Origin of the sequence: Brevibacterium epidermidis NBRC 14811 (assembly GCF_001570805.1) — a bacterium.
Taxonomy (GTDB): domain Bacteria; phylum Actinomycetota; class Actinomycetes; order Actinomycetales; family Brevibacteriaceae; genus Brevibacterium; species Brevibacterium epidermidis.
This window is the reverse complement of sequence record NZ_BCSJ01000017.1, coordinates 79,229-92,960: the sequence shown is the minus strand read 5'-3', so window position 1 is coordinate 92,960 and position 13,732 is coordinate 79,229. Positions and strand designations below refer to the sequence as shown.

12 protein-coding genes are annotated in these 13,732 nt (G+C 65.3%); 6 read left to right on the top strand and 6 right to left on the bottom strand.

Annotated features, from left to right (window positions below; all coding sequences use genetic code 11):
* Positions 1-75: 75 nt before the first annotated feature.
* From BEP01S_RS14370 to BEP01S_RS14355, 4 genes are all read left to right on the top strand, one after another.
* Positions 76-804 carry a demethylmenaquinone methyltransferase gene (locus tag BEP01S_RS14370; protein ID WP_062244626.1) on the top strand — a complete coding sequence of 243 codons (729 nt, stop codon included), beginning with the start codon at positions 76-78 and terminating at the stop codon, positions 802-804.
* Positions 805-806: 2 nt separating this feature from the next.
* Positions 807-2,108, top strand: coding sequence for a geranylgeranyl reductase family protein (locus tag BEP01S_RS14365; RefSeq protein WP_062244545.1), 1,302 nt, complete (start codon positions 807-809; stop codon positions 2,106-2,108).
* A gap of 94 nt (positions 2,109-2,202) precedes the next feature.
* The gene (locus BEP01S_RS14360; protein ID WP_062244623.1) at positions 2,203-3,213 is read left to right on the top strand and encodes a polyprenyl synthetase family protein; all 1,011 of its coding nucleotides are present in this window, start codon (positions 2,203-2,205) and stop codon (positions 3,211-3,213) included.
* Positions 3,214-3,282: 69 nt separating this feature from the next.
* Positions 3,283-4,350: a permease gene (locus BEP01S_RS14355; protein ID WP_062244542.1), complete on the top strand. Its 1,068-nt coding sequence runs from the start codon at positions 3,283-3,285 to the stop codon at positions 4,348-4,350.
* Positions 4,351-4,381: 31 nt separating this feature from the next.
* On the opposite strand, the gene BEP01S_RS14350 is transcribed toward BEP01S_RS14355, so the two are convergent.
* The 4 genes from BEP01S_RS14350 to rarD all read right to left on the bottom strand — a co-directional run bounded on the left by BEP01S_RS14350 (position 4,382) and on the right by rarD (position 7,551).
* Complete coding sequence (locus BEP01S_RS14350; protein WP_062244538.1) at positions 4,382-5,125, bottom strand: hypothetical protein; 744 nt, start codon at positions 5,123-5,125, stop codon at positions 4,382-4,384.
* Positions 5,122-6,039, bottom strand: a complete 918-nt coding sequence (locus BEP01S_RS14345) for an ABC transporter ATP-binding protein (protein WP_039206557.1) — start codon at positions 6,037-6,039, stop codon at positions 5,122-5,124. Before BEP01S_RS14345 ends, BEP01S_RS14350 begins: the two co-directional genes overlap by 4 nt.
* Positions 6,040-6,042: 3 nt before the next feature.
* Positions 6,043-6,444, bottom strand: a complete 402-nt coding sequence (locus tag BEP01S_RS14340) for a GntR family transcriptional regulator (RefSeq protein ID WP_039206606.1) — start codon at positions 6,442-6,444, stop codon at positions 6,043-6,045.
* Positions 6,445-6,636: 192 nt separating this feature from the next.
* Positions 6,637-7,551 carry an EamA family transporter RarD gene (gene rarD / locus BEP01S_RS14335; protein ID WP_062244535.1) on the bottom strand — a complete coding sequence of 305 codons (915 nt, stop codon included), beginning with the start codon at positions 7,549-7,551 and terminating at the stop codon, positions 6,637-6,639.
* Between the two features lie 181 nt (positions 7,552-7,732).
* Between rarD and BEP01S_RS14330 the strand changes: the two genes are divergently transcribed.
* Positions 7,733-9,151, top strand: coding sequence for an FAD-dependent oxidoreductase (locus BEP01S_RS14330; RefSeq protein WP_062244532.1), 1,419 nt, complete (start codon positions 7,733-7,735; stop codon positions 9,149-9,151).
* A gap of 201 nt (positions 9,152-9,352) precedes the next feature.
* Positions 9,353-10,279 (top strand): GTP pyrophosphokinase, encoded by a 927-nt coding sequence (locus BEP01S_RS14325; RefSeq protein WP_062244530.1) that lies wholly within the window; start codon positions 9,353-9,355, stop codon positions 10,277-10,279.
* Between the two features lie 36 nt (positions 10,280-10,315).
* Here the strand turns inward: BEP01S_RS14325 and metE are convergent, their stop codons facing one another.
* Together metE and BEP01S_RS14315 are read right to left on the bottom strand one after the other, a co-directional pair.
* Entirely contained in the window at positions 10,316-12,643 is a 2,328-nt protein-coding gene (gene metE / locus BEP01S_RS14320) for a 5-methyltetrahydropteroyltriglutamate--homocysteine S-methyltransferase (protein WP_062244527.1), read from the bottom strand.
* Positions 12,640-13,674: a methylenetetrahydrofolate reductase gene (locus BEP01S_RS14315; RefSeq protein WP_083532749.1), complete on the bottom strand. Its 1,035-nt coding sequence runs from the start codon at positions 13,672-13,674 to the stop codon at positions 12,640-12,642. Before BEP01S_RS14315 ends, metE begins: the two co-directional genes overlap by 4 nt.
* Between the last annotated feature and the right edge of the window lie 58 nt (positions 13,675-13,732).

Sequence of the window (13,732 nt, the reverse complement as noted above, 5' to 3'; positions counted from 1 at the left end):
CGATTCTAGACGAGGATCGTGAGTGCCAGGGATCCGGATTCGCCCTCTCGGATGAGGTGTTGAGAGAATATGGTCATGAACCGTGCCAAGCTGGACAAACAGCCCGCCGACGTCGCGTCGATGTTCGATGATGTCGCCTCCCGCTACGACCTCACGAACGACGTCCTCACCTTCGGAATCGCCCGCGCCTGGAGGCGCACCGTCGCCCATTCCGTGGCCGCGGGGCCCGGCGAACGCGTGCTCGACTTGGCCGCCGGCACGGGCACCTCGTCGATGACGTTCACCCACCACGGCGCCGAGGTGGTGGCCGGGGACATCTCCACCGGAATGCTCGCCGAGGGGCGCCGTCGGCACCCGCAGATCGACTTCATCTACGCCGATGCGATGGACCTGCCCTTCGCCGATTCGAGCTTCGACGTCGTCACGATCTCCTTCGGCATCCGCAACGTCCACGACGTCGATCTGGCGCTCACCGAGATGCTGCGCGTGCTCAAGCCCGGTGGGCGCCTCGTCATCTGCGAATTCTCCACTCCGACGCTCGACGCCTTTAGCCTCGTCTACAAGGAATACCTGATGAGGGCGCTGCCGGCCGTGGCACGTGCCGTGTCCTCGAACCCCGAAGCCTACGTCTATCTGGCCGAGTCGATCCGTGACTGGCCGAACCAGGACGCCTTCGCCCACCAGATCCTCGACGCCGGGTTCGACCAGGTCAAGTACCGCAACCTCACCGGCGGAATCGTCGCCGTCCACCATGCCCTCAAGCCCGCCGAGGCGAACGACACCACGGAGCCGGCCCAGCCTTGACGATGAATGAGTTCGATGCCGAAGTCGTCGTCGTCGGTGCCGGTCCGGCCGGCTCGGCGATCGGTGCCTACCTCGCCCAGGCCGGGCACGAGGTCATCATCCTGGAGAAGTCCGGATTCCCGCGCGACAAGATCTGCGGCGATGCCCTGACCCCGCGCGCGGTCAAGGAGGCTGGCTATCTGGGAATGGAGCTGCCGGAATCCGACGGCTGGCACAGGAACAAGGGACTGCGCCTCATCGGCGGCGGCCACCGGCTCGAACTCGACTGGCCCGAGATCGACGGCACCCCGAACTACGGGGTCACTCGTCCGCGCATGAGCATGGACGAAGCCTTCGCCCGCCACGCCCAACGCAGCGGAGCCCGGCTCTTCGAGCAGGTTCGCGCGATGTCCCCGGACGTCGGTGACGACGGGTGGATCCGCGGCGTCCATGCTTCCGGAACCGACTACCGGGGCCGCCGAGTGGGACCCGAAGCTCATTTCAAGGCCCCGATCGTCATCGCGGCCGACGGAGTCTCCTCCCGCCTGGCCGTGGCCATGGGCTTGGAGAAGCGCGACGATCGTCCGATGGGCATCGCCGCCCGCGCCTATCACACGACGCCGCGGCACGCCGATGACTACATCGAATCCTGGGTGGAGATGCGGTCGACGAATGCGGCCGGGGAATCCGAGACTCTGCCCGGATACGGATGGATCTTCCCCCTCGGCGACGGCACTGTGAATATCGGTGCCGGGCTGCTCGACTCCTCACCCCAGTTCAAGTCCGTGGATCTGCGCGGAATGATGAACCAGTGGATCGCTGATATGGGCCATGAGTGGGGCATCGACGAGACCACCTCTCTGGGTCCGATCAAATCCGCGGCTCTGCCGATGGCCTTCAACCGCACACCGCACTTCCACCGCGGTCTGCTTCTCGTCGGCGACTCCGGCGGAATGGTCAATCCGTTCAACGGCGAGGGCATCGACTATGCGCTGGAATCCGGGCGTATCGCCGCCGAAGTGATCTCCACCTATTCGCGCTACCCGCAGGCCGTGATGCGTCGTCGCTTGGAGGAGTACCCGGCTCTGCTCGGAGACTCCCTGGGCGGCTACTTCACCCTGGGTCGCGTTTTCGCCTCGATCATCGGCCATCCTGCGCTCATGCAGTTCGGAATCAAGTACGGTATGGGTGTTGACGTTGTGATGGAGTTCGTCGTCAAATTGTTGGCGAACCTCTACCGCGACCCGAAGGTCTCCGAGGCCGATCTCATCGACAGGATCATTTCGGCCCTGACCCGAATCGTCCCGGCCACCAGCAATGTCTGAGCGAACGGAAGACGCTGAGACCACAGTGAAGAATTCTGAGCGCAAGGACGAGGACAACGGCATGCCGACACCGACTACGACGAATGACGAGGACATGAGCCACCCAGCCTCTCCGGCCACCTTCACCGGTGACGACGCCCAGCTCGCGGCAGAGATCTCGACTCAGTTGGAAACCGTGGAGGCTCGTCTCTACGAGGTCACCGAACAGACGCGGAGACTGCCGGACGAGACCTCGAAGCACCTGCTGGCCGCCGGCGGAAAACGCGCCCGCCCCAACCTCGTGCTGCTCACCGCCCGCCTTGGCGATGCGGACAACGACGACATCATCGATGCGGCCGTCGCCGTCGAACTCATCCACCTCGCCTCGCTGTACCACGACGACGTCATGGACGATGCTCCCGTGCGCCGCGGAGCCAAGGCCGCTCATGAGGTGTGGGGCAACTCGGTGGCGATCCTCACCGGAGATCTGCTGTTCTCCAAGGCCTCCGGCGTCACCGCGAAGCTCGGCCCCGAGGCCGTGCGCATCCAGGCCGAGACCTTCGAACGACTCGTCCTCGGTCAGCTCAACGAGTTCGCGGGCCCTCCCGCGGGTGCCGACGAGATCGAACACTACATTCAGGTGCTCGCCGACAAGACCGGCTCGCTCATCGCGACCTCGGCGCGCTTCGGCGTCATGTTCTCGGGAGCCGATTCGGCGCTGGCCGAACCCGTCCGGGTCTTCGGCGAACGCGTCGGTGTGGCCTTCCAGCTCGCCGACGACATCATCGATCTGACCACGACATCATCGGAGTCAGGGAAGACTCCGGGCACGGATCTGCGCGAACGCGTTCCCACCCTGCCCGTGCTCTATGTGCGCGCCGCCGCGGCTGAGGGTGATGAGTCCGCCGCCGAGGTGGTCCGACTGCTCGACGCCGACCTCGATTCCGATGAGGCCCTGGAAGCTGCGCGTGCAGCACTGGCCGCCCATCCCGTGACCGAGCGGGCCCGCACCGAGGCGGCCCGCTGGGCCGAGGAGTCCAAGGCCGCGTTGGCACCGCTGCCCGACGGCCGGGTGAAGGAGGCGCTGTTCGCCTTCGCCGATTCCGTCGTCTCCCGCAGCTCCTGATCTCGTTCCCTCTGCCATCTCTCTCCTGATTCACCGCCGTTTCGGCATGAGCGCAAAGGACCTACCGCGATGACGCACACCCAGGCTTCGGCACCGGTGAGGACTCCACAGAGGCTCGGTGCCGCCGATTGGATCGGGCTGGGTGTGCTCGCACTGCTGCTCGTGGTGGGCCTGAGCTGGTCGAAATGGCTGCCGTACTGGGACAAGGCATGGACGCTGAGCAAGACCTCGCTGTGGGACGGTGCTCCTCTCTTCGACGCCGCAGGGGAGACGGTGTCGTTCTCGGGCGCGTGGGACTTCACACTTGTGTACTTCACCGCCGTGTGGAAAGCGCTGCTCGTGGCGCTGCTCGTCGCGGCGGCCGTCGATGCCCTGGTGCCGCGTGACTGGCTGCTGAGGCTGCTCAACCGGCGCAGCCACACCGGCCAGTCCCTCGTCGGGGCGGCGCTGTCGATGCCGTCGATGATGTGCACCTGCTGTGCGGCCCCGGTGGCCGCGGGGCTGCGGGATTCGGGTGTGCGCCGTTCTGCCGCTCTGGCCTACTGGGTGGGCAATCCGATGCTCAACCCCGCGGTCCTCATCTTTCTGGCTCTCGTCCTGCCGTGGCAGTACATGGCGGTGCGCATCGTCTTCGCGCTGCTCATCGCCGTTGGCGCCGCTGCTCTCATCGGACGGTGGGTGAGCGGTCCCGCCGATGCGGCACCCGAGTCCGGGGCCGCCTCGGCGAATCTGCTGACTCTGCCCGTGCGCTATCTGCGGTCCTTGGCCAGGTTCACCCTCATCCTCGTTCCCGAACACCTTGCGCTCGTGTTCGTCATCGGACTCATTGCACCGTGGCTGACCGGGGTCTTCGGACTCGAAGCCCAGTTGGGAGCCGGTGCCGTCCTCATCGTGGCGGTCGCCGCGACCCTGCTGGTCATCCCCACCGGCGGAGAGATCCCGATCATCCTCACCCTCGTGCCTCTCGGCGTCGGAGCCGGTGTCACAGGTGCTCTGCTCATCGCCCTGCCGGCGCTGAGTATCCCCTCGATGGTCATGGTCGGGAAGGCCATGGGGTGGAAGTCGACGGCCGCGATGGGCACGGCCGTGGCCGTGGCCGCGGTGCTTGCCGGGGGAGTGCTGGCCCTGCTCAGCTGAACCGCGGACCGCGGGACCGCCTCGGCGAGGTCTATGTCGTCAGGCGACGCACGGTGAGGTACGAGCCGAGGGCGAAGACTGCGCTCAGTCCCAGTGCCCACAGGGCCAGTCCGACCGCCTGCGCATCGACGAGTGCCGCCCAGACCTCGGGCCAGGCTTGATTGACGTTGACCCATGCGGCGCCGGCCAGCAGCGCCAGGGCGATGGCGATGAGGGAGCTCGTGAGGATGAGCGTGCCGAAGCGTTTATAGACGATCGCAAACCAGAAGCCGAGGATGTAGCACAGGATCGTGAGCACGAAGTAGACGAATCCTGCGCCGAGCGGTCCGTGTTCCCACACCCATGGCAGGTAGGAGACATAGCCGTTCATGCCGTAGCCGTCGGTGGCTTGCTCGATGAACCCCATGACGACGAAGACGGCGGACATGCCCACGGCGCTGATCGCGGCGGCCAGGAAGGAGCCGAGGCAGAACTCCCTGCGGGTGAGGCTCATGGCTTGCGAGAAGTAGAAGGTGAGGTTCACCGCTTGGGCTCCGACGATGGCGAAGTACCACAGCGGTGCCTGTGAACTTCCGCTGTACATCGGACCGTCCACGCCCGCAGAGGCGATGATCCAGTGGATGATGAGAGTGATGAGCCATGCGCCGGTGAGGATCAGGAGGGGCATCCAGATGAAGGTCTGCCGGTTCGTGAACTGCAGGCGGACGACGCCGAGGATGCGGCTCTTCGGTCGTGAGGTTCGGGCTTCGGGCGGGTGGTCGATGAGGGCGGTCATGATTGCAGGCTCCTTGAGTCGGTCTCCGCTGCCGTCGGATCGGCGAGGTCCGCTTGAGTGCTGCGGACGACGAGCTGCTGCAGCGAGACGGGAGTGAGGTCGAGGTTGGCATCGGAGATGAGTTCGCGATCGGCATTGCTGAGGTGACCGAGCATCGTCACCGAGGCGACTCGGCCGAGTGATTCGCGGTGGATGACCTCGCGACCGACGACGAGCCGATTGATCGCGTCGGCATCCCCGACGACGTTGACCGCGCGGCCGCGGACCTCCTCGGTGGTCTCATCCATGATGATCCGACCGCGGTCGATGACGATGACCTTCTCGATGAGATCGGCGACTTCGTCGATGAGGTGGCTCGAGAGCACGATGGTGCGCGGGAATTCTGCGTAGTCGGCGATGAGGCGGTCGTAGAAGATCTGTCGGGCAACGGCGTCGAAGCCGAGGTAGGGCTCGTCGAAGAAGGTGATCTCGGCTCGGGAGGCGAGGCCGATGATGACACCGACGGCCGACTGCTGACCGCGGGAGAGCTTCTTGATCGGGGTCTTCAGAGGCAGAGCGAAGTCGTCGACGAGTTGGTCGGCGAATTCCTGGTCCCAGTTCGGGAAGAAGAGGCTGGCGTTGGTCAGGGCGTGGCGGGCGTTGGAGTCGTCCGGGTACTTCTGGCTCTCGCGGACGAAGCACATGCGACTGAGCACGCGGGCGTTCTCATAGGGGTCCTCCCCGAAGACCTTGACGTCGCCGCTGGTCGCGAAGTTCTGGGCGGTGAGGATGGACATGAGTGTGGTCTTGCCGGCGCCGTTGCGTCCGAGCAGTCCGTAGATCGAATCCTCGTCGATGCTCACGCTGACATCGTCGAGTGCGGTGGCGGTCTTATACGTCTTGGTGAGGTGGCGGACCTCGACGACGGAGTTCATGGGTCATCCCTTCGCTGCGGTCGGATCGAGTGCGGTGGTCAGATGGAGTTCTCGGGAGCGCTCTTCGATGAGCGCGATCACGTCCTCGGACCCCAAGCCGAGGCGGTTGGCCTCGCCCAACAGGGGACTGATGAAGTTCTCGGAGAAAGTGGTGCGGTGTTCGTTGATGAGCAGAGCTCGGGCGCCTTCGGTGACGAACATTCCGATGCCGCGGCGCTTCTCCAACACTCCTTTGTCGACGAGTCGGTTGATGCCTTTGGCGGCGGTGGCCGGGTTGATGGAGTAGAACGATGCGAGCTCGTTCGTCGATGGTGCTCGGGAGAGCTCGGGCAGGGTGCCGTTGAGGATCGAGTCCTCGACCTTCTCGGCGATCTGAGTGAACAGGGGTTTGGTTTCGTCGATCACGGTCGGCTCCATGTGGGTCGGTTAGTTACTTAACCAATGAACCATGGTGCCAAGGATAGTGTCAAGGGGGTTCCGGGATATTTCCGCAGTCAATCCTGGAATTACTACCTGACGGCGGCCCAGCAACCTCGCGCGAGGTATCTGGGCCGCCGTCAGGTAGTAATGGAGGGGTGCTGCGGGGTCGGGGCAGGGTCAGGAGCGGCGTCGGCTGTGGCGGATCATGTCCGTGCACAGCAGGACCACGGCGATCCAGATGACGAAGAAGCCGACCCAGCGGGTCGTCGACATCATCTCTCCGAGCACCGTGACGCCGAGCGTGAATTGGATGGTCGGGGTGAGGTATTGGAGCATGCCCACCCAGGACAGGGGGATGCGGCGGGCGGCGGCGCTGAAGAGGATGAGCGGGATCGCGGTGGCCGGACCGGTGACGATGATGACCACGACGTGCCAACCGCCGAAGCCGGTGAATGTCTGCAGTCCCAGCGAGCCGAGGACGATGAGGTAGATCGCCGAAGGCACGGCGAGGACGAGGCTTTCGACCGCCATGCCCTCGAGCGCGCCCACTCGGCTGCCGACTTTGTTCTTCACCAGTCCGTAGAGGCCGAAGGACAGGGCGACGGTGAACGCGAGGTAGGGGACGCGGCCGAGGCCGATGCCGACGATGATGACGGCGAGCAGACCGAAGCCCACGGCAGTCCACTGCAGTGGCCGCAGCTTCTCGCCGAGGAAGACGACGCCGAGGCCGATGGAGATGAGGGGGTTGAGGTAGTAGCCGAGTGAGATCTCGACGAGTTGGTTGGTTTCGACCCCGTAGATGAACGTCGTCCAGTTGATGGCGATGAGCACGGATGCCAGAAGCAGGAGGCCGAAGAGGCGCGGTGAGCGCAGAATCTGCCAGGTGCGGAGGAACCCGCCGGTGAAGACGAGCAGGATGGCACAGAAGCCGAGTGACCAGATGACGCGGTGGGAGACGAGTTCGAGGGCGCCGGTGGGAGCAGCGGCCGCGAAGAGCAGCGGCATCACACCCCACAGCAGGTAGGCGGAGAATCCGTTGATCAGACCGGCACGGCGAATCGCGCTATCATCGGGGGCAGGGTTCTGGCTCACAGGCTTCAGTCTAATGAGACCGCGTCGTCGGGGGAGTAGGCGGGACCGCCGGTGAGACGGCGTCATATTGAGAGCTGACGTCCCGCTGGTCGGGCCGCGGCGGTGCGAGTTTGGTCACGTCATTGTAAGGATGACCTACATTGACGATAGACTCGATGGGACTGAACAGAGAGGTGTGAGAATGACTCGTCCCTTCCGGGTGGCCATCGTCGGCGCCGGTCCTGCTGGGATCTACGCGGCCGATCTCATGACGAAGGCGGAACGTGATTTCGATCTGAGCATCGATCTCTTCGACCGTCTGCCGACTCCCTTCGGACTCGTCCGCTACGGAGTCGCCCCCGACCACCCCCGGATCAAGGGCATCATCAATGCCCTGATCAAGGTCCTCGACCGAGGCGACATCCGCCTGTTCTCCAATGTCGAGTACGGAGTCGACCTCCACCTCGAAGAGCTCACCGACCGCTATGACGCGGTGGTCTTCTCCACCGGGTGCTTCGTCGATGCCGCACTTGATCTGCCCGGCATCGACCTGCCCGGATCCTACGGTGCCGCTGACTTCGTCAACTGGTACGACTCGCATCCCGATGTCTCGCAGTCCTGGCCGCTGGACGCCGAACGCGTCGCCGTCATCGGCAACGGCAACGTCGCCCTCGACGTCGCCCGTGTTCTGGCGAAGCAGGCCGACGATATGCACACCACGGAGATCCCCGACCACGTGTACGAGGGGCTGAAGTCCTCGAAGGTCACCGACGTCCACATCTTCGGCCGCCGCGGACCCGCTCAGGCGAAGTTCACCCCGCTGGAGCTGCGCGAACTCGGTGCCGTCAAGGACGTCGACCTCATCGTCTACCCGGAGGACTTCGAGTTCGACGAAGGATCGATGCAGGCGATCGAGTCGAGCAACCAGGTCAAACAGGTCGCGAAGACGCTCACGGACTTCACGATGCGCGAACCCACCGGAGCGAAGCGACGTCTCCACCTGCACTTCCTGCACGCACCGGTCGCCATCCTCGGCGAGGACAAGGTGACGGGACTGCGTACCGAACGCATGGAACTCGACGGCTCCGCAGGTGTCAACGGCACCGGCAGCTTCCACGATTGGGAGATCGATGCGGTCTACCGTGCCGTCGGTTATGCGGGCACTCAGCTGCCGCAGCTGCCCTTCGACGACCGCAAACGTGTGATCCCGAACCACGAAGGCCGTGTCGTCGACACCGATGATCAGTCGACTGCCGCCGACGCCGATGTCGTCCAGGGCGTGTACACCACCGGGTGGATCAAGCGCGGACCCGTCGGGCTCATCGGCCACACGAAGGGCGATGCGCTCGAGACCATCGGCCACATCCTCGACGACCGCGCCGCCGGGGTGCTCACCGACCCGGTGTACCCGGACGAATCGGCCATCGTCGAACTCCTCGAATCCAAGGGCGTTGATTTCGTCGATTGGGAGGGCTACCACCGCGTCGAATCCGCCGAGAAGGCCGCCGGCGAGGTCGAAGGCCGTGAGCGGATCAAACTCGCCACCCGTGAGGAGATGCTCGCCGAGGCGCGCGGACACGTCACCGCCGAATCCGTCGGTCAGTCCTCCGCCAGTCACTGAGACCGAAGCGTCACCACCTCAGCCTGAGCGTCACAACGCCCCGGCAGTGACTTCTCCTCCCGTTGCACAGGGAGGACGAGTCGCTGCCGGGGCGTTCTGCGTCTACCGCGTAGAGTCTGACCATGGAACTCGGTGCACATCAGGCACCGAGAGACACCGAACGTCCATGAGAGTCTACCGTCGGCAGGCAGGGGAGAGCGCGTGAAGAACGAATCGCAGCTCAAAACGATCGTCGAACGCGCTTATGTCGAACGGCTTGACGCCTGGCAGCTGGCGGCCGTGCGGATCAAGCACTGGCTGACCGAACAGCAGAAGGGGCTGCTCAAGGACAAGGACATCTCCCGCCTCGACGTCGACGGCCATCGGATCAAGGACGCGGCACGCACCCTGGCGAAGCTGACGGAGAAGACCGAAGACGATCCGCAGCTGACCATCACCAGCACCGAGGATGTCGAAGACCAGATCCGCGACATCGTCGGTATCAAGGTGCTGTGCAAATCACCGCGTGATCAGTCGATGATGTTCGCCGCGCTGCGTGATCCCGACCAGCTCGGAAGCTTCGAACTCATCGAGTGGAAGGACTACACGGACCCGCCGAAGGCCAGCGGCTACCGTGCCTGCCACGTCACCCTGCGCATTCCGTCTGACCAAGGGGCACCGGTCTTCGCCGAGATCCAGGTCAAGACCCGGCTCCAGGACGCCTGGAGCGAACTGACCCATGAGGACATGTACAAACCCGGCGCGGCGATGAAGCCGAGCAAGCTGCACGGCGAATTCGCCCGCGCCATGGCGAATATGCTCGCCACTGTCGATGACATGGCCGATACCCTGGCCGTCGAGCTCACCGCGCTGACGAACCCGGAACCCGTCGTCGAAATCGACGAGCTGCGAGAGCAGGATTCGGGCATCGACGTCCGGGTCCGTGCGACCGGCCCGAAGTACGCGCTCGCCGTCGATGGCTCGGGACGACAGGGTCTCATCCCCGCGTTCGCGATCCGTCGGCTCAGCGGCCAGAAGGGCACGATCAAGGTCAATGACTTCATCCACCTCGACGATCGCCTCCGGGCCAGTGTCGAGGAGGACTCGAAGGGCCTGTATTACATTCCGCTCGAGCTCCCCGAACACTGACCCGGGCTTCACTGACCCGACCCTCGCCGAGGCGGTTCAGACGGTGACCTGGACCGTTTCCAATACTTCCTGGCGCGCGGCGACGAGATTGGCCAGGGAAGCGCGCACTTCCGGGTAGTCGCGTGTCTTCAGCCCGCAGTCCGGATTGATCCACAGACGATGCGCAGGCACATGTTTCAACGCCGCCTCGATGAGTTCGCGCAGCTCCTCAACGCTCGGCACACGTGGGGAGTGGATGTCATAGATTCCGGGGCCGATGCCGCGGGCGAAGCCGAAGCCGTCGATATCGTCGAGGACCTCCATCCGTGACCGGGCCGCCTCGATGCTGGTGACATCGGCGTCGAGGGCATCGATCGCGTCGATGATCTCTCCGAACTCCGAATAGCACAGGTGCGTGTGGATCTGCGTCTGCGGGGAGACGTGGGCATTGACCAGGCGGAAGGCGCGCACCGACCAGTCGAGGTACTCGGCTCGGTTACGGCCGCGCAGCGGAAGCAGCTCCCGCAGAGCCGGCTCGTCGACCTGGATGATGCCGATGCCCGCCGCTTCGAGGTCCGCAACCTCATCTGCCAGTGCCAAACCGATCTGGTCGGCGGAGACCCGCAGGTCGACATCGTCGCGGACGAATGACCACGCCAGGATCGTCACCGGACCGGTGAGCATGCCCTTGACCGGACGTGGAGTGCGGGAGGCGGCGTAGCGTGACCAGCCGGCGGTGATCGGCGCGGGACGGGACACGTCTCCGAAGAGGATCGGCGGGCGAGTGCATCTCGACCCGTAGGACTGCACCCATCCGTGCTCGGTGGTCGTGAAGCCGTCGAGGTGTTCGGCGAAGTACTGGACCATGTCGTTGCGTTCCGGTTCCCCGTGGACGAGGATGTCGAGACCCAGCTCCTCCTGCAGGCCGATGACCCGGTCGATCTCGGCCCGCATCGCCTGCTCATATGCGGCGTCATCGAGACGCCCGGCGCGGTGATCGGCCCGTGCTCGGCGTACCTCGGCCGTCTGCGGGAAGGAGCCGATGGTCGTCGTCGGCAGATCTGGGATCCCCAGTGACTCTTGGGCGGCGATCCGTGTGGCGGCATCGGTGCGGAAGCCGTCGTTGGTTGCCTCGGCGGCGGTGCGGGCAGCCACCTCGGTGTTGTGGACCCGGGTCGACGAAGCGCGTGTGCGCCGGACACGATCGGCTCGGTTGAATGCCGCCGGACGAGCTTCGACTCCGTCTGTGAGAGCCGCGGCCAGGGCCTCGACCTCGGTCACCTTCTCCTCGGCGAAGGACAGCCAGGAGGCGACGTCGACGGGCAGCGAAGTCTCCTGGGCGATCGTATAGGGCACGTGCAGCAGTGAGGTGGACGTGGACACGCTCACCGACTCCCGACCCAGACCGGTGAGCACGTCGAGGCTGGAGACCAGGTCATCGGCCCAGACATTGCGTCCGTCGACGACCCCGGCGACGAGGTGGACCGAGCTGGGCACTGTCGCTGCCACCCTGCGCGGGTAGTCAGGATCGATCCGACGCGTCGCGGCGGACAGGTCGACACCCAGGGCATCGATGCCGGATTCGGCGAGTGCCGGCAGACCATTGTCGAGGCTTCCGTAGGGGGTAGTGACGAACAGCTGCGGACGATCGGGCGCGGTTGTCAGCGTCGCATAGCTGCGTCGGGCCGCCTCGGCGAGTCGGGCATCCGTGATGCCGGGGATGTCGGCGACGAGGGCCGGCTCATCGAGCTGCACCCAATCGATGCTGGCGTCACCCAGGGCCGTGAGGATGTCTCGAAAGACGAGGGTGAGCTCGTCGAGACGGTCGAGCGGCAGCGTCGTGGCACCGGGGGAGGATTTGGTCAGTGCCAGCAGGGTGACGGGTCCGACGAGGACCGGCCTGACGAGGTGGCCGGCGGCCTTCGCCTCGGCGGCGAGGGAGAGAAGCTGCTGCGGGTGGGCGGTGAAGGTCGTGGAATCAGCGAGCGCGGGGACGAGGTAGTGGTAGTTCGTGTCGAACCATTTCGTCATCTCCAGCGGAGCGCGCTGCGCCGTTCCGCGAGCGAGAGCGAAGTAGTGCTCGAGGCTGCCGGCAGAATCCGCATCGGTGTTGGCACCCGTGGCAGAGGGGATGAGTCCGACGGCCAGGGCTGTGTCGAGGACGTGATCGTAGTGGCTGTAGCTGGCGGGGATCGCATAGTCCTCGCTCAGTCCCAGCTGGGCCAGGCGGCGGTAGGTGTCGATGCGCAGGGTGTGCACGGAGCGGGTGAAGTCCGCGGCATCGATGCGGCCGGCCCAATAGGCTTCCAGAGCCTTCTTCTGTTCGCGGCGGGCGCCGATGCGCGGGTAGCCGGTGATGGTGGCGGTCGGGAATGGGGTGGTCATGCGTGGTTCTCCTTCGTTGTTGTGTGATCGGTCGATGGCGGCCAGCGCCGAGGCGGAGGCTGGGGTGGGAATGAGCTCACGGAGATCCCTTTCTGGTCGAGTGCGGTGAGCAGGTCTTCGGTCGTGTTCTGGTCATTGAAGGTGTAGAAGTGCAGTCCGTCGGCGTCGTGTTCGAGGATCGCCGCGGTGTGTTCGGCGGTGATGTCGAGGCCGATCCGCCTCGCCGAGGCGGGGTCGGAGATTCCGTCGAAGCGTGCAAGCAGACCGTCGGGGACGGGCAGGCCGGAGAGCCGGGACATCGTGTGCAGACGACGGGGATCGGTGATCGGCAGGATGCCGGGGATGATCGGGATGATGATGCCGGCGTGTTCGGCACGTCTGCGCAGCCGGGAGTACGCGGTGGGGTCGAAGAAGAGCTGGGTGATGGCGAAATCGGCGCCGTTGCGCTGTTTGGCTGCGAGCACGTCGAGGTCTTCTTCGGGACCGGTCGACTCCGGGTGCCCCGAGGGGTAGGCGGCGACGCCGATGCCGAGGCGACCGGCGGCCAGGCAGGCGACATTGTCGTTCTCAATACGGCGGAGGAGGCTGACGAGAGCATCGGCGTGGGGGAGATGCCCTGCCGGGAGTGAAGTCTGTCCGGCGGGGATGTCGCCGCGGATGGCGAGGAATCCGCGCACACCGACGCCGAGGAGGTGGTCGATCCAGCCGAGCAGTTCGGCTTCTGTTCCGGCGGTGCACGCGAGGTGGGCCAACGGCCGCAGAGTGGTCGTGGCGGTGACCTCGGCGATGAAGTCAGCGGTGCCCTGCAGCCAGTTGCTGGTGGCTGAGGAGGTGACGGCCAGATAGTCGGGACCGAGCGAATCGAGGAACTTCAGCAGTCTCGGCATCCGCGCGGCTTGGGCCGGCGACCGGGGTGGGATGACTTCGAAGGACAGCGCTCGCCGCAACCGGCGACGGCCGACGGGCAGCCGATCGGGTGCGTTGTCCGGGGCGGAGGCCGAGAGCCGCGGGGTGACGAAAGTGGATGACATGTCGTCATCCTGGCTGGTGACAGCCGGCCAGAGCCTCGGCGGCCGATGATCTGTGTCA